Origin of the sequence: Photobacterium sanctipauli (genome assembly GCF_003026495.1) — a bacterium.
Lineage (GTDB): Bacteria > Pseudomonadota > Gammaproteobacteria > Enterobacterales > Vibrionaceae > Photobacterium > Photobacterium sanctipauli.
Genome location: NZ_PYMA01000032.1, coordinates 1 through 17,789, shown reverse-complemented (window position 1 = coordinate 17,789; position 17,789 = coordinate 1). Strand labels below are relative to the sequence as shown.

15 protein-coding genes and 8 tRNA genes are annotated in these 17,789 nt (G+C 51.4%); 2 read left to right on the top strand and 21 right to left on the bottom strand.

The annotated features are described in order from the left end of the window. Positions 1-465: 465 nt before the first annotated feature. From rplS to ffh, 5 genes are all read right to left on the bottom strand, one after another. Positions 466-816 (bottom strand): 50S ribosomal protein L19, encoded by a 351-nt coding sequence (gene rplS / locus C9I98_RS25980; protein ID WP_036819384.1) that lies wholly within the window; start codon positions 814-816, stop codon positions 466-468. Between the two features lie 37 nt (positions 817-853). Beyond that, entirely contained in the window at positions 854-1,600 is a 747-nt protein-coding gene (gene trmD, locus C9I98_RS25975; RefSeq protein WP_036819382.1) for a tRNA (guanosine(37)-N1)-methyltransferase TrmD, read from the bottom strand. A 22-nt stretch (positions 1,601-1,622) separates the two neighbouring features. Beyond that, complete coding sequence (rimM, locus tag C9I98_RS25970; RefSeq protein WP_173424669.1) at positions 1,623-2,177, bottom strand: ribosome maturation factor RimM; 555 nt, start codon at positions 2,175-2,177, stop codon at positions 1,623-1,625. Then, positions 2,177-2,425, bottom strand: a complete 249-nt coding sequence (gene rpsP, locus C9I98_RS25965; RefSeq protein WP_036819378.1) for a 30S ribosomal protein S16 — start codon at positions 2,423-2,425, stop codon at positions 2,177-2,179. Before rpsP ends, rimM begins: the two co-directional genes overlap by 1 nt. A gap of 180 nt (positions 2,426-2,605) precedes the next feature. After that, positions 2,606-3,970, bottom strand: coding sequence for a signal recognition particle protein (gene ffh / locus C9I98_RS25960; protein ID WP_036819377.1), 1,365 nt, complete (start codon positions 3,968-3,970; stop codon positions 2,606-2,608). A gap of 212 nt (positions 3,971-4,182) precedes the next feature. Between ffh and C9I98_RS25955 the strand changes: the two genes are divergently transcribed. Further along, positions 4,183-4,980 carry a cytochrome C assembly family protein gene (locus tag C9I98_RS25955; RefSeq protein WP_036819376.1) on the top strand — a complete coding sequence of 266 codons (798 nt, stop codon included), beginning with the start codon at positions 4,183-4,185 and terminating at the stop codon, positions 4,978-4,980. Between the two features lie 78 nt (positions 4,981-5,058). Beyond that, positions 5,059-6,336: an HlyC/CorC family transporter gene (locus C9I98_RS25950; protein ID WP_036819375.1), complete on the top strand. Its 1,278-nt coding sequence runs from the start codon at positions 5,059-5,061 to the stop codon at positions 6,334-6,336. Positions 6,337-6,420: 84 nt separating this feature from the next. Here the strand turns inward: C9I98_RS25950 and luxS are convergent, their stop codons facing one another. From luxS to C9I98_RS25870, 16 genes are all read right to left on the bottom strand, one after another. Beyond that, positions 6,421-6,939: an S-ribosylhomocysteine lyase gene (gene luxS, locus C9I98_RS25945; RefSeq protein WP_107272665.1), complete on the bottom strand. Its 519-nt coding sequence runs from the start codon at positions 6,937-6,939 to the stop codon at positions 6,421-6,423. 103 nt (positions 6,940-7,042) lie between these two features. Continuing rightward, on the bottom strand, positions 7,043-7,669 hold the full coding sequence (locus C9I98_RS25940; protein WP_107272664.1) for a transglycosylase SLT domain-containing protein: 627 nt from the start codon (positions 7,667-7,669) through the stop codon (positions 7,043-7,045). Positions 7,670-7,806: 137 nt separating this feature from the next. After that, the gene (gene gshA, locus C9I98_RS25935; RefSeq protein WP_173424674.1) at positions 7,807-9,375 is read right to left on the bottom strand and encodes a glutamate--cysteine ligase; all 1,569 of its coding nucleotides are present in this window, start codon (positions 9,373-9,375) and stop codon (positions 7,807-7,809) included. Positions 9,376-9,541: 166 nt separating this feature from the next. Then, a complete protein-coding gene (locus C9I98_RS25930; RefSeq protein ID WP_036820840.1) occupies positions 9,542-12,406 on the bottom strand; it encodes a M16 family metallopeptidase in 2,865 nt (954 codons plus the stop codon). Between the two features lie 12 nt (positions 12,407-12,418). Continuing rightward, a complete protein-coding gene (locus C9I98_RS25925; RefSeq protein WP_036820837.1) occupies positions 12,419-12,850 on the bottom strand; it encodes a YqaA family protein in 432 nt (143 codons plus the stop codon). 145 nt (positions 12,851-12,995) lie between these two features. Then, positions 12,996-14,129 carry a sodium ion-translocating decarboxylase subunit beta gene (locus C9I98_RS25920; RefSeq protein WP_107272663.1) on the bottom strand — a complete coding sequence of 378 codons (1,134 nt, stop codon included), beginning with the start codon at positions 14,127-14,129 and terminating at the stop codon, positions 12,996-12,998. Between the two features lie 9 nt (positions 14,130-14,138). Continuing rightward, positions 14,139-15,923: a sodium-extruding oxaloacetate decarboxylase subunit alpha gene (gene oadA, locus C9I98_RS25915; RefSeq protein ID WP_107272662.1), complete on the bottom strand. Its 1,785-nt coding sequence runs from the start codon at positions 15,921-15,923 to the stop codon at positions 14,139-14,141. Positions 15,924-16,013: 90 nt separating this feature from the next. After that, positions 16,014-16,265 (bottom strand): oxaloacetate decarboxylase subunit gamma, encoded by a 252-nt coding sequence (locus C9I98_RS25910; RefSeq protein ID WP_107272661.1) that lies wholly within the window; start codon positions 16,263-16,265, stop codon positions 16,014-16,016. A gap of 475 nt (positions 16,266-16,740) precedes the next feature. After that, positions 16,741-16,817: transfer RNA gene (locus tag C9I98_RS25905), tRNA-Arg, on the bottom strand. 57 nt (positions 16,818-16,874) lie between these two features. Beyond that, positions 16,875-16,951: transfer RNA gene (locus tag C9I98_RS25900), tRNA-Arg, on the bottom strand. Between the two features lie 49 nt (positions 16,952-17,000). After that, positions 17,001-17,077: transfer RNA gene (locus C9I98_RS25895), tRNA-Arg, on the bottom strand. A gap of 51 nt (positions 17,078-17,128) precedes the next feature. Next, positions 17,129-17,205: transfer RNA gene (locus tag C9I98_RS25890), tRNA-Arg, on the bottom strand. An 88-nt stretch (positions 17,206-17,293) separates the two neighbouring features. Beyond that, positions 17,294-17,370, bottom strand: a tRNA-Arg gene (locus C9I98_RS25885). A 51-nt stretch (positions 17,371-17,421) separates the two neighbouring features. Beyond that, positions 17,422-17,498: transfer RNA gene (locus C9I98_RS25880), tRNA-Arg, on the bottom strand. Between the two features lie 66 nt (positions 17,499-17,564). Continuing rightward, a tRNA-Arg gene (locus C9I98_RS25875) sits at positions 17,565-17,641 on the bottom strand. Positions 17,642-17,680: 39 nt separating this feature from the next. Then, positions 17,681-17,772: transfer RNA gene (locus C9I98_RS25870), tRNA-Ser, on the bottom strand. Positions 17,773-17,789 lie beyond the last annotated feature (17 nt).

Below are 17,789 nucleotides of genomic sequence, written 5' to 3'. Positions count from 1 at the left end.
TGCTGTGGTGCTGTGGTGCTGTGGTGCTGTGGTGCTGTGGTGCTGTGGTGCTGTGGTGCTGTGGTGCTGTGGTGCTGTGGTGCTGTGGTGCTGTGGTGCTGTGGTGCTGTGGTGCTGTGGTGCTGTGGTGCTGTGCAAGCATATGTTGCTCTTGGGAATTAGCAACAAGTTTTAATCAACAATATCACAGTGATCTACCCTGCCCCTGTCCTGCCCCAAACGTCGCTATTTTGAAAGCAACAAATAGCGAAATGTTAGTGACCCCCGCACTTAAATATTGGAACCACTGAAACACAGGATCCGTGAGTTATCACCCCGACGTCTCCGGCCATAGAGCCATAGAACCATAGAACCATAGAACCATAGAACCATAGAACCATAGCACCGCTCCTACCCCCACTCCTCCAAGCAAAAAAAGCCCACCTTACGGTGGGCTTTTTCACTAAACGTCTTACGCTTCGCGTATTACTTAGAAAGCTTCTCTTTAATACGAGCCGCTTTACCAGAACGCTCACGTAGGTAGTACAACTTGGCACGACGTACTGCACCACGACGCTTAACAGTAATGCTGTCAACTAGTGGAGAGTGAGTTTGGAACGCACGCTCAACGCCTTCACCGTTCGAGATTTTACGAACGGTGAACGCAGAATGTAGACCACGGTTACGGATTGCGATTACAACGCCTTCAAAAGCCTGTAGACGCTCACGGTTACCTTCTTTTACCTTAACTTGAACAACAACAGTGTCACCTGGTGCGAAGCTAGGTAGATCTTGTTTCATTTGCTCTTGCTCAAGAGCTTTGATGATATTACTCATTTGGTTAATACCCTAGAATAAACTGATACTAAATTAATTAATTGCTTGCTCTGTATTCACGGATAAATTCCGCGAGCAAGAATTCCTGATCGTCAGTCAGAGCTAGGTTTTCCAGGAGCTCTGGTCTTCTCAGCCAGGTTCGGCCCAACGATTGTTTCAATCGCCAGCGGCTAATGTCCTTGTGGTTGCCAGACAACAAGACCTTAGGGACTTCTTGCCCGTCCAACACTTCAGGACGCGTATAATGCGGACAATCTAGCAAACCATTTGCGAAAGAGTCTTCTTCCGCCGACGCAAAGTCTCCCAGTACGCCCGGTACAAACCGGACAACCGCGTCAACTAGCGTCATGGCTGGCAATTCACCACCCGTCAGCACAAAATCCCCGATAGACCATTCTTCGTCTACCTCTTGTTGGATAATGCGCTCATCTACCCCTTCGTAGCGGCCACAGATAAGAATCAAGTTCTCGTTCTGCGCCAACTCCTCAACACCCGCTTGATCAAGCTTACGGCCCTGAGGTGAAAGGTAAATGACTTTAGCCTGACCTTCAACGGACTGCTTGGCTGCATGAATGGCATCGCGCAAAGGCTGCACCATCATCAACATCCCAGGTCCGCCACCATATGGTCGATCATCAACCGTACGATGTTTGTCATGGGTGAAATCACGAGGGTTCCACGTTTCAACTGACAAAAGGCCTTTTTTTACCGCCTGGCCTGTCACCCCAAAATTGGTAATGGCGTTAAACATGTCAGGAAACAGGCTAATAATGCCTACCTTCATTTGTTCACCTAATTACCGGGGATTAAAATCCAGGATCCCAGTCAACTTCGATCCGCTGAGCAGTGCGATCAATCGACTTGATGACCTGCTCATCGAGGAACGGGATTAAACGTTCCTTCTGCCCGAAAGCGTCTTTTAGGTTGGCTTTTACTACCAAAACATCGTTTGAGCCTGTTTCCAGGATGTCAGTTACCTTACCTAGGTCGTAACCTTCGGTAGTCACAACTGTCATACCAAACAATTCACGCCAGTAGAACTCGTCATCTGACAGTGCTGGTAGTTGCTCGGCCAAAACGTAGACTTCAGCATTGGTGAACATTTGTGCGTCCTCACGGACGTTCAAACCCTCTAGCTTCGCTACTAAACCTTGACCGTGGCGTTTCCACGCCTCAACCTTGAACTCTTTCCACTCACCTTTAACCTTGATGAACCAAGGCTGGTAAGCAAAAATGCTTTCGGCATTTTCGGTGTAAGAAAAAACTTTGAGCCAGCCCTTGATACCGTAAGAGGCACCCAGTTTCCCGACAACAATGCGGTCTTGTGTACTCATAGTTTCTCTGTTACCTGTCATGCTAATTAAGCCGCTTTAGAAGCGTCTTTGATTAGCTTAGCTGTGCGGTCAGACACAGTCGCGCCAAGACCAACCCAGTGGTTAACACGGTCTAGGTCTAGACGTAGACGCTCTTCCTGACCCTTAGCTAGCGGGTTGAAGAAGCCAATTTTCTCGATGTTACGACCGTCGCGTGCAGCGCGAGAGTCAGCAACAACGATGTGATAGAATGGACGCTTCTTAGCGCCGTGACGTGCCAAACGAATGGTTACCATATCGTCCTCTTTGCATTACTGTAAATTAAATTGACCCCGCCAAAACGACGGGGTCCGTGCCAAATTAAGCTCGGGAATTTTACTCTTTAAACTGACGAATGCAACTTCTTTAGCTAATTTTTCACCAGTTAAAAGAAATTCACCCAGCTAAAGCCTTGTTGTGCCTATGCTCGAGACCCATTAACGGCCGAACATGCCACCACCAGGCATCATGCCTTTCATATTGCGCATCATGTTCTTCATGCCGCCCTTCTGCATCTTCTTCATCATTTTCTGCATCTGGGTGAACTGCTTAAGCAGGCGGTTAACATCTTGAACCTGAGTACCAGAACCCATGGCGATACGCTTCTTACGCGAGCCTTTGATGATTTCAGGGCGAGCACGCTCACCTGGTGTCATCGAATTAATAATAGCTTCCATCTGGTTGAACATCTTGTCGTCAACCTGATCTTTCACGTTCTCTGGCAGCTGAGACATACCCGGTAGCTTATCCAGCATACCCATCATGCCGCCCATGTTTTTCATCTGCTGCAACTGGCCGCGGAAGTCTTCGAGATCAAAGCCTTTTTTCTCTTTAAACTTCTTGGCTAGCTCTTCGGCTTTTTCTTTGTCGACGTTGCGCTCAAGATCTTCGATAAGTGACAGTACGTCACCCATACCCAAGATACGAGAAGCCACGCGATCAGGGTGGAAAGGTTCAAGAGCGTCGGTCTTTTCGCCCACACCCAAGAATTTGATCGGCTTGCCGGTAATATGACGAACAGACAGCGCCGCACCACCACGTGCATCACCATCCACCTTGGTTAGGATCACACCTGTTAGCGGCAGCGCCTCATCAAACGCCTTCGCGGTATTGGCAGCATCCTGACCCGTCATGGCATCAACCACGAACAGGGTTTCTACCGGGTTGATAGCCTGATGAACATCTTTGATTTCGTCCATCATTTCGCCGTCAACGTGCAGGCGACCGGCGGTATCGACAATCAGCACATCGTAGAACTTCAGCTTCGCTTCGGCATGAGCCGCCGTCACGATGTCTACCGGCTTTTGGTCCGGCGTTGACGGGAAGAAGTCAACACCAAGATCGCTCGCTAGGGTTTCTAGCTGCTTGATCGCCGCAGGGCGGTAGACGTCGGCAGAAACCACCAGCACTTTTTTCTTCTGGCGCTCTTTAAGCAGTTTACTTAGCTTACCCACACTGGTGGTTTTACCCGCACCCTGTAGGCCGGCCATCAAGATCACCGCCGGCGGCTGGCTCGCAAGATTGAGGTCTTCGTTTGAAGCCCCCATAACCGCTTCAAGTTCAGCCTGAACAATCTTGATGAACTCCTGACCCGGGGTCAGGCTTTTCGATACCTCAGTACCAACCGCGCGCTCTTTTACACGCTTAACAAAATCACGGACAACAGGAAGCGCAACATCAGCTTCGAGTAACGCCATACGTACTTCACGCAGCGTATCTTTGATGTTGTCGTCCGTCAGTCGACCACGGCCACTGACATTCTTAAGCGTTCGCGATAAACGCTCCGTTAAATTTTCGAACATGTGCTACTCGCTCGTTACGCAACTAAATCTGTAAGATCTGGCTAGTATAACGCAATCTGTACCTTGCTTTCATGCCTTCGCTGCCACTTTCGTTGTGACAAACCTAAACAAAACGACAGTGCTAACCTATTCATATAGGCTTTGCCATGGCAGCCAGCCTGCTTGCGAGGTATAATTGCGAACTCTTACCATCTTAAATAGTTAAGTTTACTATGGATATGTTAATTGCCTTATTGGCAGCCAGTCTCTATTTTCTAGCTCTAGGCCTTGTTGTTCCTGGATTGACCAACAGCAACGGCATCAAGACCAAGCCCGTGTTCTTTGCGGCGCTGGCAGCTATTGCCTTACATATCCTACTTCTCAAAGATCTTATTTTGGGCGGGCCGGGCCAAAACCTAAGTATCCTGAACGTGGCATCGCTGATCAGCCTGCTGATCGCCATCATTACCTCAGGGGCAATGCTACGCATGCGGGTGTGGTTCCTGCTACCCGTGGTCTATAGTTTTGCAGCCATTAACCTCTCGGCTGCCACCCTATTGCCGGGAGCGTTTATTACCCACCTTGAGGCGCACCCCCAGGTACTGCTGCATATATCGCTCGCCCTGTTCTCCTACTCGACCCTAATGATTGCCACACTCTATGCCATCCAGTTGGCTTGGCTCGATCATAAGCTAAAAAGTAAGAAGAGTTTGGTGATCAATCCAAACATCCCTCCTTTAATGATGGTTGAACGCCAACTTTTCAAGATCATCTTGGTCGGAAATGGCCTATTAACGGTCACTTTGGTAACCGGCTTCATCTTCATCCAAGATATGTTTGCCCAGGGTAAACTGCATAAAGCCGTACTCTCGCTGCTGGCGTGGGCAGTCTACAGCGTGCTGCTATGGGGTCACTACCAGCAAGGTTGGCGCGGTCGCCGCGTGGTGTGGTTTAGCATGATCGGTGCATTCTTGCTGACCCTGGCCTATTTCGGTAGCCGCTTCGTTAAAGAAATCATCATCGGCGCGTAATTTAGACGTCACTTTTATTGACACCCCGTTGCTCTCGGTACAAAGTACTTGTAACAGAAACGTTAAGGACATAGCTTTTTGGACGATATCTCTACGAGTATCTTGTTTGCTCTTCTGATATTACTTCTCATCATTTCCGGATACTTCTCCGGTTCTGAAACCGGCATGATGGCCCTCAACCGCTATAAATTGAGGCATCTTGCCAATCAGGGGCACCGTGGTGCCAAGCGGGTAGAAAAACTGCTCTCTCGCCCAGACCGGCTGATCGGACTGATTTTGATCGGCAACAACTTGGTCAATATCCTTGCCTCGGCCATCGCAACTATTTTGGGCATGCGCCTCTATGGGGATATGGGGGTCGCCATCGCAACCGGTACCCTCACCTTGGTGGTATTGGTTTTTGCCGAAGTCACACCCAAAACCCTTGCCGCGCTCTACCCCGAGCGAGTCTCTTACGCCAGCAGTATCGTACTGCGGGTATTGATGAAAATCCTGTATCCGCTGGTATGGTTTGTTAACGGCATCACCAACAGCTTCCTGCGCCTCCTCGGCCTTAGGGTCAGCAACATGGATGATGCCAAGCTTAGCTCGGACGAGCTGCGCACCGTGGTGAACGAAGCCGGTGGCTTGATCCCGCGCCGCCACCAAGACATGCTGCTATCTATTCTCGATTTGGAAAACGTCACCGTTGAGGATTTGATGGTGCCACGCAATGAAATTGCCGCCATTAATGTCAACGATGACTGGAAGTCCATCGTCCGCCAGCTCAGCCACTCGGCGCATGGTCGTATCGTCCTGTACCGCGACAGCATCGATGAAGTGGTGGGAATGCTCCGAGTGCGCGAAGCCTACCGCCTGATGATGGACAAAAACGACTTCAGCAAGGAAAACCTGCTAAGGGCAGCCGACGAAGTCTACTTTATTCCTGAAGGTACGCCGCTCAATATCCAGTTGCTGAAGTTCCAGCGCAACAAAGAGCGCATTGGCCTGATCGTCGACGAATATGGCGATATTCAAGGGCTGATCACCTTGGAAGACATTCTGGAAGAAATTGTCGGCGAGTTTACGACATCCATCAGCCCAACCTTGGCAGAAGAAATTTCACCGCAGGCTGACGGCAGCTTGGTGATCGAGGGCAGTGCCAATATCCGTGATCTTAACAAGAGCCTCAACTGGGTGCTTCCTACCGACGGTCCCCGCACCCTGAACGGGTTGATCCTGGAGCACTTGGAAGATATTCCTGACAGCCAGTTGAGCATTGAGGTTTCCGGCTACCAGATGGAAATTATCGAAGTCTCCGAGAACATGATTAAGCAAGTGAAGATCTTGCCAAATCAGCTACAGAACACCGGCTAACCGCTGGTTTCAGGTTTCAGCGATAGTACCCAACAAAAAGCCGGCATGATTGCCGGCTTTCTTTTTATCGAGCGAGAGCAGCGATTACTTTACGCTAAGGTCTTGCAGCATTGACTCAGGCAGGGCCAACTCATCGTTTTTATTCACGTCGATGCCTTGGTCGAGGATCGTGCGGGCAATCGCCTGTGCTTCTTCCAACGAGTGCATGCTGTATGTACCGCACTGGTATTCGTTCAGCTCAGGGATCTTTTCCTGCGACTCCACCTTCAGCACATCTTCCATCGCTGCTGTCCAGCTTTCAGCTACCGTCTGCTCGCTTGGCGTACCAATCAGACTCATGTAGAAACCGGTACGGCATCCCATTGGTGAGATATCAATGATTTCAACACTGTCGGAGTTCAGGTGGTTACGCATGAAACCAGCGTATAGGTGCTCAAGGGTGTGGATACCGCGCTCACTCAGGATGTCCGCATTCGGACGGCAAAAACGCAAATCAAATACCGTAATGGTATCGCCCTTCGGGGTTTGCATGGTTTTCGCAACACGCACTGCCGGGGCATGCATGCGGGTGTGGTCAACGGTAAAACTATCTAATAATGGCATTGCTTCCTAACTCCTTTGCCTGAAACTGCCCTGCACTCTCAAAGAGAAGAACAGTCGATTCAGCATTTACTAAAACCGGTGACATGCTGCCAAAGCCAGCATGTTAAAACGGCCACCAGCTGCGGTTATCTTCCAGTTCCTGACGGCATTGCTTCAGCTGCCAGCCATAGTCTTTGGCCTGCTGCTCAACCCGTCGCGACACCTTGATCAGTGTCGGCTTTGATTTATAACTACCGCGCTTATAGCCACCTCGACCTTCATGATAGGCCAAGTACTGATTATAGGCATCCCATTTAGAGATCCCCAGTTGGCGCTGGGTCTCGTGGGTATACCACCCCACGAACATCAGCGCATCATCAAAATTGGTACGCGAACCGCCGTTATTGGTTGCCTTCTGGTAATCGCTCCAGGCCGGATCCTGCGCCTGGGCATAGCCATAGGCACTGCTCATTCGTCCCCACGGGATAAAGCCAAGTACGTACTTTTTCGGTGGGCGGGCGTCATGGCGGAAACTGCTTTCTTGCTTAATGAAAGCCATCGCGACTTGGATCGGCGTCCCCCATTCATCTTCCATATCAAGGGCATCTTCGTACCAGTCGGGATACTGGCGGAAAATATCACAAACATTGGATTGGTTGCTTGGCGGCGGAGAAGCACAGCCCGCCAGCAGCAGCGCGCCGAGCATGATAAAGATTAAGCGGACAGATTGCGGCTTTTTGAAAACTACCATGGAACCTTATGCTATCCCTGCGGTCGAACTAGGTGACTGACTGGTATTTTCAGTCGTCATCCCTGCGAAATGAATTGTCGGGCAGCCCTTAGTTAGCTGCCCTTTTTTTGTCTCTAAAATATGAGAGCGACCGGATCTTATTGAATATCGGCAAAATAGTCATCTAAAAATGCATCGAACGAAAGGCTGTCTGCCTGCTCGATTTCTTGCTGACGCTCAACGGAGTCATCGGCTTCTTGCATCATCACCTGCTGGTTATAGCACTGGTAGTCGCGGCCCTGCAAAGCCTCGCGATGGTTACTTGCGAGCGACAAACCTACCCCGCCAATGCCTTCGTGGGCAATTACTTGGTCCAGCAGCTGAGCCGATAGGGTCAGTGACGGATCGTCGATCCATGCCTGCAGTTGGCTCAGCGTCTTTTGGTAAGCATCATTGCCCGCGGCCTTGTCCATCTCGGCAGCAACTTGGGCTAGCTCAGCGAATACGCGAGTACCCCATTGCTGCACGGTTAGGCGCTCGCCGTTACAGCCAATCTTAAGCTGCAGGTCCGGGTTGCGGCCATCAAGCACAACACGGTTCCAATTATCACGCCAGCACTCAAGCTCGGCATCATCCATCGGGTCCGACGGTGACAATACGGCCCATGTCAGGAACAAATCCAGGAAGCGCACCTGATCAGCATTAATGCCAACCGGGCTGAACGGGTTCACATCCAGTGAGCGAACCTCAATATACTCCACCCCGCCACGGCCCAGTGCTTCTGATGGTTTTTCACCACTCAATGCCACACGCTTAGGGCGGATCGGCGCATACAGCTCATTTTCGATTTGCAGCACATTGGCATTCAACTGGCGGTACTCGCCATCTTGCTTGATGCCAATCTGGGCAAATTTCTCGGAAGGGGTACGAATTGCCTTCTTCAGCCCGTCGAGGTACTGATCCAAGCTATTGAAGCCAATTTTCAATGAGCTCTGCTCACTGTTGGTGTAGCCCAGATCACTCAAGCGCAGTGCTGTCGCATTCGGTAGGTAGTATGTTCCCGCCCCAACTTTTTCAAAGCTCATTGGTGACGAGCTCTTGTTGAGGAAAGAGCCGCACAAGGCCGGAGAGGCACCAAACAGGTATGGGATCAGCCAGCCAAAACGGTAGTAATTGCGGATCAGGCCAAAGTACGCATCAGATACAGACTGTTGGCGCGCTTTCTCTTCTTGCTCGCCAAACAGCTGATCCCAGAAAGCCTCTGGGAATGAGAAGTTGAAGTGCACCCCGGAGATCACCTGCATCACACTGCCGTAGCGGTGCTTCAGGCCTTCGCGGTACAAGGTCTTCATCTTACCGGTATTCGAGGTGCCGTACTGGGCAAGTTGGATATCATCCTCGTTACCGACAAAGCAAGGCATCGACATAGGCCAAAGGTTTTCCTGGCCCAGTTGGGAATAAGTGAACTGATGAATGTCACCAAGCTGCCCTAGAAGATGATCAACATCTTGAGACACAGGGGTGATGAACTCCAGCAATGACTCCGCAAAGTCAGTAGTCACCCACTTATTGGTCAAAGCAGAGCCAAGACCAACTGGGTGCTGTTCAGCGGAAAGCCCGCCTTCCGGGGTAATGCGTAGTGCTTCACGCTCTAGGCCACGACCGATCTGAGTAAGTGAGTCAGGATTTGCAGCGACTTGCTGCAGCCTTTGTGAAAAGTCCATCAAGGTGATTCTCAATCTTTAACAACTAAGTGAGCTAGAGTAATCATTATTTTTAACGATTACCACGATTATTGTATCGAAACACTTTTACGAGATAGAAACAATCAAGCGCAGATGTGACAACAACAAAAAAGCCGACATGATACATTGTCGGCTTTCGTTATGTGGCTTACATCTGCGGCTCAAGAAGCTTGACCGGTTGCCCTAGCGTTTCAAGCTGCGGCTTGAGTGTCTTGGCATCCCCCACCACGATTATTTGGTAATCATCAGGGTTGAACCACTTGGCCGCCAAGGTGTTGATCCGCTCCTTGCTGATCGACGCCACCATGTCGTTACGCGTCTCGATAAAGTCCTGCGGCAACGAATACGTCAGGATTTGCCCCAGTAGCTGGGCCTTCTTGCCCGGGGTCTCGTAGTTCAAGGCATCCTTTTGGCCAACCGCCAAGCGCATAAAGGCCAGCTCTTCGTCGGTGACCCCTTGGCTTGCCATCTTATCGAGCTCGGCAATGAACTCCTTGATAGCCGGCAGGGTGACGTCAGCCCGAACCTGGGCATAGTACACGGATAAGCCAACTTCCTTGCCACCACTCTGGTAACCACCGGCCCCGTAGGTGTAAGCCTTGTCTTCCCTTAGGTTGAGGTTGATACGGCTATTGAAGTTACCCGCCAAGTTGAAGTTAGCCAGCTGGGTTTCAAACAGCTCACCCGTGGCATCGTAAGGCAAGCCCTGGCGCACCAAGCGGATCACCGATTGTGGCGCCCCCGGCTTGTCGACCAACCACACGGTTTGCCCCTCACGGGTTGGCAATGCCGGCGTTTGATAAACGGGTTTTGGCATGCCCTGCCATTCGGCAAGGAAACTCAATCGCGACTGCAGCGCTTCCTGGGTCGTATCGCCCACCACCACGATATCTGCACCGTTTGGCGTGTAATAACGTTGGTAGAACGCTTTCACATCCGCCAGGGTGATCGACTCGATAGAATCCTTGGTGCCTTCCGGCGGCAGGCTAAAGCTTGTCCCCTCGAACAGCACTTCACGGGTTGCTTGGCCTGCTAGCCATGCAGGGCGTTGGTGTTCGTACACAATGCCTTCCAATGCCTGCTGCTTCACGCGGTCGAAGTCAGCTTGGTTGAATGCCGGGTGGAACAGGCGCTCCTCAAGGATGGCCAAGGTCTCGCCTAGGTTTTTCTCCAGGGTTGTCATCGACACCACAGTGCCGTACAACCCGGCACTGAAGTTGACGGTACTGCCCAGCATATCCAGCCGTGAAGACAGCGACTCCACCGTCGACTTCTGGGTTGCCTCTGCCATCATGCTTGCCGTCAGCTTGGCAAGGCCCGCTTTGCCTGGTGGCTCGAAGCGGCGTCCGGCCGGCAATACCATTTGCAACTCCACCGTTGGTGTTTCGGTATATTTAGTACCCAACACCTTGATACCGTTTGCCAGCTCAAATTCATAAAGCTCAGGGATAGCCGCCTCAACCGGCTCCGAAGGCTGCGGCATTACCGAGCGGTCAAAGTTATCGACGGTGACACGCATTTGCTTTTGCAAATCGTCCTCCGACACCTTGGTGAACTCAGGAATGATGCGCGGGGGTGGCGTGAAATTCGGCTTGGCAGCCTCGATGCGAGTTTGCCCCTTCGGCACGACGCTCAAGGTCACGCTCGGGTTGCCATTGAGGTACTGCATATAGGCCTTTTCCATACTGGCCGTGGTCACATCACGCAAGTTGCCCAACTCGGTTCCCAAGTAATTAGGGTCGTCGAAAAAGGTCTCATAGGCAGCCAATTGCGACACCTTGCCGCTCACGCTTTGCAGGCCGAAGATTGCATTTGCCTCGACCATTCCCTTGAGCTCGTTTAGCTCCTTGGCGTTCACGCCGCGATCTTCAAGGCTGTCCATAATACCGCTGACCTTGTAGCGCAGATCCTTCAGGTTGCCCTTATCACCACTCTGGCCAATCGCGTACACATACATGGTACAAGCCAACTCGGCACAGTCATGGAAAGCGCCCGCATCCACCACTTCGCCGGTTTTCACCAAGTTTTGGTACATCAAGCTGTTCTTACCGCCGCCGATCACCCGCGCCAGCATATCTAGCGAAGCTTCGTCTTCGGCACCGTTGTAAGACGTCGGCCAGGCCATCAGCAGCATCGGTTGCTGGATCTTATCTTCCAGTGTGAGGTAAAGATCATGCTCCACCGTCACCGGCATCTTGGCCGGCTTGTCGACTTCGGGGCCGCGCGGAATAGAGCCGTAGTATTTATGGACCCATTCCAATGTCTGCTCAATATCTAGGTCGCCACCTATGGTCAAGGTGGCGTTGTTCGGGCCGTACCAACGCAGGAAGAAGGCTTTCAGATCGTTCACGTCGACACGATCCAGGTCTTCGACATAACCAATGGTCTGCCAAGAATACGGGTGGGTGCGCGGGTAAAGGGCTTCGCCCATGCGCTCATAAACCAGGCCATAAGGGCGGTTCTCGTAGCGCTGTGCTCGCTCGTTCTTCACTGTCGAACGCTGGATTTCAAACTTGCGTTGCGATACCGCATCAAGCAAGAAGCCCATGCGATCCGCCTCTAGCCAAAGTACCTTCTCCAGCTGGTTGGCCGGCACGGTTTGGAAATAGTTAGTCCGATCGCGGTTCGTTGTACCGTTGAGGGTACCACCGGCTTCGGTGATCAGGCGGAAATGCTCCTGATCACCGACATTCTCTGAGCCCTGGAACATCATGTGTTCGAAAAAGTGGGCAAAACCGGATTTGCCCAGCTCTTCACGCGCGGAGCCGACATGGTAAGTCATATCAACATGCACGAGCGGATCAGAGTCATCTTCATGCAATACCACGGTCAGGCCGTTTGATAGGGTGTATTTCGAATATGGAATCACAGGCGTCGACGACGAAGCGTCAGCCGTTACCTGTTCGACGAATGTTACCCCTTCAGGTAACGCAGGCTTATCGCCCTGCTGGCCTTGAAACTGGCTACAACCAGCCAGTGATACCAGCGCAAACCCCAGAATCCACTTTTGCACTAAAAGCCTTCCTTATAATAAACCTTGGACGATCATTGCTAGTACGGTATAGCGCGCCGCTTTGCCCACCATAATGATGAAAAAGCTCAACCAGTGGCGCATCCGTAACCAGCCAGCTGCTAAACAAAGTGGATCGCCGATAATCGGCAACCAGCTAAAAAGCAGAGACCAATAACCGTATTTTTTCAGCCATTGTAATGCTTTATGACCGTGTTTTTCGTTAGAAGTTTTATCGGGAAGCAATCTACCCAACCAATAGTTGGTCATTCCCCCCAAGGTGTTACCGAGTGTCGCGACCGCAACCACCAACCATACGGCATTGTCCCCCAGTTTAATGGTTGCGATTAAATTGGCTTCCGACCCACCGGGCAGTAACGTCGCACTTAAAAAGCCGGTTGTGAAAAGTACCCACAGGGCAGACTCGCCATTAAATAACTCTAGCATTGAAATAACTTGTTCTTCAGATTGTGTTTAATTTAAACGAAAGCTAACTTGGGCTAGTACAATAGCTTATTTACATGCAAAAAAAACGGGCAGCCCAAAAGCTGCCCGTTTTTAATTGTTTCAGAGTCTTAAAATGCTTTATGGATTAACCACCGACCAAGGCTAGCAAGATACCTGCAGCCACTGCCGAACCCAGCACCCCGGCGACGTTTGGTCCCATGGCATGCATCAGCAAGAAGTTTTGTGGGTTGGCTTCAAGACCAACCTTGTTCACCACCCTTGCCGCCATTGGTACAGCCGAGACACCCGCAGCGCCGATCAGCGGGTTGATGTCTTCCTTGCTAAAGCGGTTAAGAAGCTTGGCCATCAAGACACCGCCACCGGTCCCCACACTGAACGCCACCGCACCCAGCACCAAGATCCCCAAGGTCTCAAAGCGCAAGAACTGCTCTGCCGCCAGTTTGGAGCCAACCCCCAGGCCTAGCATGATGGTGACGATATTGATCAATTCGTTCTGAACCGTGTTGGACAGGCGATCAACCACGCCGGACTCACGCATCAGGTTACCCAAGCAGAACATCCCGACCAGCGGCGTCGCCGATGGCAAGAACAAGATCGTCATCAACAGCACGGCCAATGGGAACAAGACTTTCTCAACCTTGCTCACATGGCGAAGCTGTTGCATCTTGATTGTACGCTCTTCCGGGGTCGTCAACGCCTTCATGATCGGCGGCTGTATAATTGGCACCAGTGCCATATAGCTATAGGCCGCTACCGCGATGGCACCCAAAAGATCAGGCGACAGACGGCTGGCAAGGAAGATCGCCGTCGGGCCGTCGGCACCACCGATGATCGCGATTGACGATGCATCCGCCAGGGTAAACTCCATCCCCGGGATCACATTTAACAAGATCGCGCCAAACAGCGTGAAGAAAATACCAAACTGGGCCGCAGCACCGAGCAACAAGGTTTTCGGGTTCGCAATGAGCGCCCCGAAGTCGGTCATTGCCCCTACCCCCATGAAGATCAGTAGCGGGAATACCCCTGTTTCGATACCGATATAATAGATGTAGTACAGCAAGCCACCCGGCTCGGTGAAGCCAGCATTCGGGATATTCGCCAAGATAGCGCCGAAACCCATCGGCAGCAGCAACAGCGGCTCAAAGCCTTTGCGGATCGCCAAGAACAGCAACCCAGCACCGACAAGCATCATCACTATCTGGCCGAACTCAAAGTTGGCAATCCCTGTCTCGCGCCAGAGAGTTAATAAACCGTCCATGGTTACCCCTTATGCCAAGCTGAGGATCGGTGATCCTACGGCTACCGAGTCACCTTCCTTGACGTGTAGATCCTGCACAACACCACCACGGGCAGCGCGGACCTCAGTCTCCATCTTCATCGCTTCCAATACCACCAACACATCGCCTTCTGAGACTTGGTATCCTGGCTGAACATTGATCTTGAAGATGTTACCCGCCAATGGTGCCGGCACGGCTTCCGCAGCCTCAGCCACCGGGGCTGGTGCAGGCGCAGCGGCTTGGCTAACCGGTGCCACAGCCGATACTTGGCCTTCAGGACCAACTTCAACATTGTAAACCTGGCCATTAACCTTGACGCTGTAGGCTTCTACCGACGCTGCGGCTGGCGCTGGTTGGCTAGCAACAGGGGCTACAGCCTCAGGCTCGGTACCCGGTGCAGGCTCAAATGCATCAGGATTATTTCGGTTTTTAAGGAAGTTAAGGCCAACTTGCGGGAACAAGGCATAGGTCAGTACATCATCCACTTCCTCATCGGCAAGTTGGATCTTGTCAGCCTGTGCTTTTTCCTTCAGCTCCTGGGTTAGCACCTCAAGTTCAGCATCCAGCAGATCGGCCGGACGGCAGGTAATTGGCTCTGCACCTTCCAGTACACGGGCTTGCAGCTCAGCATTCACCGGTGCAGGCGCCGCGCCGTACTCACCTTTCAGTACGCCAGCGGTTTCTTTTGAGATGCTCTTATAACGTTCGCCAGTCAGCACATTCAGTACGGCTTGGGTGCCGACGATTTGCGAAGTCGGCGTCACCAGTGGAATGAAGCCCAAGTCTTCGCGAACGCGCGGGATTTCTTCAAGTACTTCGTCGAAGCGGTCAGAAGCACCCTGCTCTTTGAGCTGGCTTTCCATGTTAGTCAGCATGCCGCCCGGTACCTGAGCCAACAGGATACGCGCATCAACCCCCTTCAAGCTACCTTCGAACTTGGCATACTTCTTACGGACATCGCGGAAGTAACTGGCGATCGGTGCCAGTTGTTGCATATCAAGGTTAGTATCGCGCTCCGTGCCTTGCAGCATGGCAATCACAGTTTCGGTCGGGGTATGGCCGTAAGTCTGGCTCATTGAAGAGACGGAAGTATCGAGGATATCAAGGCCGGCTTCTACCGCTTTCACCGCCGTTGCCGTCGACAGGCCCGTGGTTGCATGGCAGTGCAACGCCAACGGCACATCACAAGACGCCTTAATGCGTGTCACAAGCTCTTCTGCCTCATAAGGCTTAAGCAGGCCAGACATATCTTTGATACAGATTGAGTGGCAGCCGAGATCTTCAAGTCGCTTGGCAAGATCCGTCCAAGTTTCCAGAGTGTGAACCGGGCTGGTCGTGTAGGAAATGGTGCCCTGGGCGTGGGCGCCAACATCAATGGTTGCCTTCACCGCCTTCTCGAAGTTGCGAACGTCATTCATGGCATCAAAGATACGGAACACGTCCATACCATTGCGGTGGGCACGCTCTACAAATTTCTCAACCACATCATCAGCATAGTGCCTGTAGCCCAATAGGTTTTGGCCGCGAAGCAGCATTTGCATCGGGGTTTTCGGCATCGCCTGTTTCAGGGCACGTAGACGCTCCCAAGGATCTTCACCCAAGTAACGGATGCACGAATCGAATGTCGCGCCACCCCATGTTTCCAGTGACCAGTAACCGACATCATCGAGTTGTTCGGCAATCGGCAGCATATCTTCGATACGCATACGGGTGGCAAATAGAGACTGATGGGCATCACGTAACACGACGTCAGTGATCGCTAAAGACTTGGACATGCTCACAAACTCCTTGTAAAAAATTCGTCCTAAAAATCACAATTTAAATACCAGTCAGCGCCTTAGCGACAGACTGGCCAAAAACAACAATTATGCGTTTTGCTTACGGTACTGGTGAACCGCTGCCGAAATTGCGGCAACAACTTCCGGTTTTACACCATTGTGATTAACTGCAGCTGGTGCTGGCGGCGCCACGGCCGCAGGTGCTTCGCTTTCCTGCGGGGCTAGCTTCGCCAACAGCTGAACTAAATAGATCAGGATGCTCAGGAATAAGAACACCACAACCATGCCTGTCGCCATGATTGTTGCCGCTTCCAAAAGCAACGCTCCTAAATCTGCCATAATGCTTCCTTTCATTTGTTTTGTGACTAGCGCGTTAAGAATTATCACGACACGCAAAAATATGTCAAATTGATTAACAAGTCACATTTAATTTACGGCAATTTCGACATTATCGGTTGAAAAAATATCTTTATTGTTATTTATCGCTATAACTTAACGTAAATTGTTGATGAATAAACACCCAACCACCACCTTCCATGGCGCATAATACTTGGCTTTCAGCATTGTCCCTAGCCAGGTTGTTACACTTACGTAAACGTAAGGTCGACAGGCGAATAAACATATTTTTCTATAAAAATAATCATATATCAGCGGGTTAGACGCTAACTGTTAGCGAAATCAAATTCAGTGATTAATTTTGTGATTATTTCTTATAACAAGATCGTTTTTAGAGCTGGATCAATAGAATGATAGGCAGGAGCGGTAATAACGGCAGGCATAAAAAAAGCCCAGCCGAAGCTGAGCTTTTAAATAATGGCGCGTCCGGGAGGATTCGAACCTCCGACCGCCTGGTTCGTAGCCAGGTACTCTATCCAGCTGAGCTACGGACGCGCAGGCACATATCTAATCAACATCGCTGTGTCAGCCAATCAGGTATGTTTTGAATAATGGCGCGCTCGGGAGGATTCGAACCTCCGACCGCCTGGTTCGTAGCCAGGTACTCTATCCAGCTGAGCTACGAGCGCACGCTATTTCGGTTTGTACACACCGCCCAAGGGCAATGCTATTCAATAATGGCGCGTCCGGGAGGATTCGAACCTCCGACCGCCTGGTTCGTAGCCAGGTACTCTATCCAGCTGAGCTACGGACGCGCAGGCAACATATCCGATCTTCATAGAAGCCGATCAAACATGCTTAAATAATGGCGCGCTCGGGAGGATTCGAACCTCCGACCGCCTGGTTCGTAGCCAGGTACTCTATCCAGCTGAGCTACGAGCGCGCAGAAAACAGTTTTGTCAGGAAACACCTAACGGCCAATGCGTTTCCGTCATTGGCATAAGTAACAATCCATTGGTACTTAGGAATAATGGCGCGTCCGGGAGGATTCGAACCTCCGACCGCCTGGTTCGTAGCCAGGTACTCTATCCAGCTGAGCTACGGACGCGCAGGCAACATATCTGATCTTCATAGAAGTCGATCAAACATGCTTGAAGAATGGCGCGCTCGGGAGGATTCGAACCTCCGACCGCCTGGTTCGTAGCCAGGTACTCTATCCAGCTGAGCTACGAGCGCGCAGAAATCTTTAAGCAATAAGCATGAGCTTATTTGAAGTAACATTCCATTGATACTTTGAAATAATGGCGCGTCCGGGAGGATTCGAACCTCCGACCGCCTGGTTCGTAGCCAGGTACTCTATCCAGCTGAGCTACGGACGCGCAGGCATTCTTTCTCAAGGGTTACTTGGAGAGAATTAATGGCGGTGAAGGAGGGATTCGAACCCTCGATACGGGATAAACCGTATACTCCCTTAGCAGGGGAGCGCCTTCAGCCTCTCGGCCACCTCACCACACAAATTAATGGCGC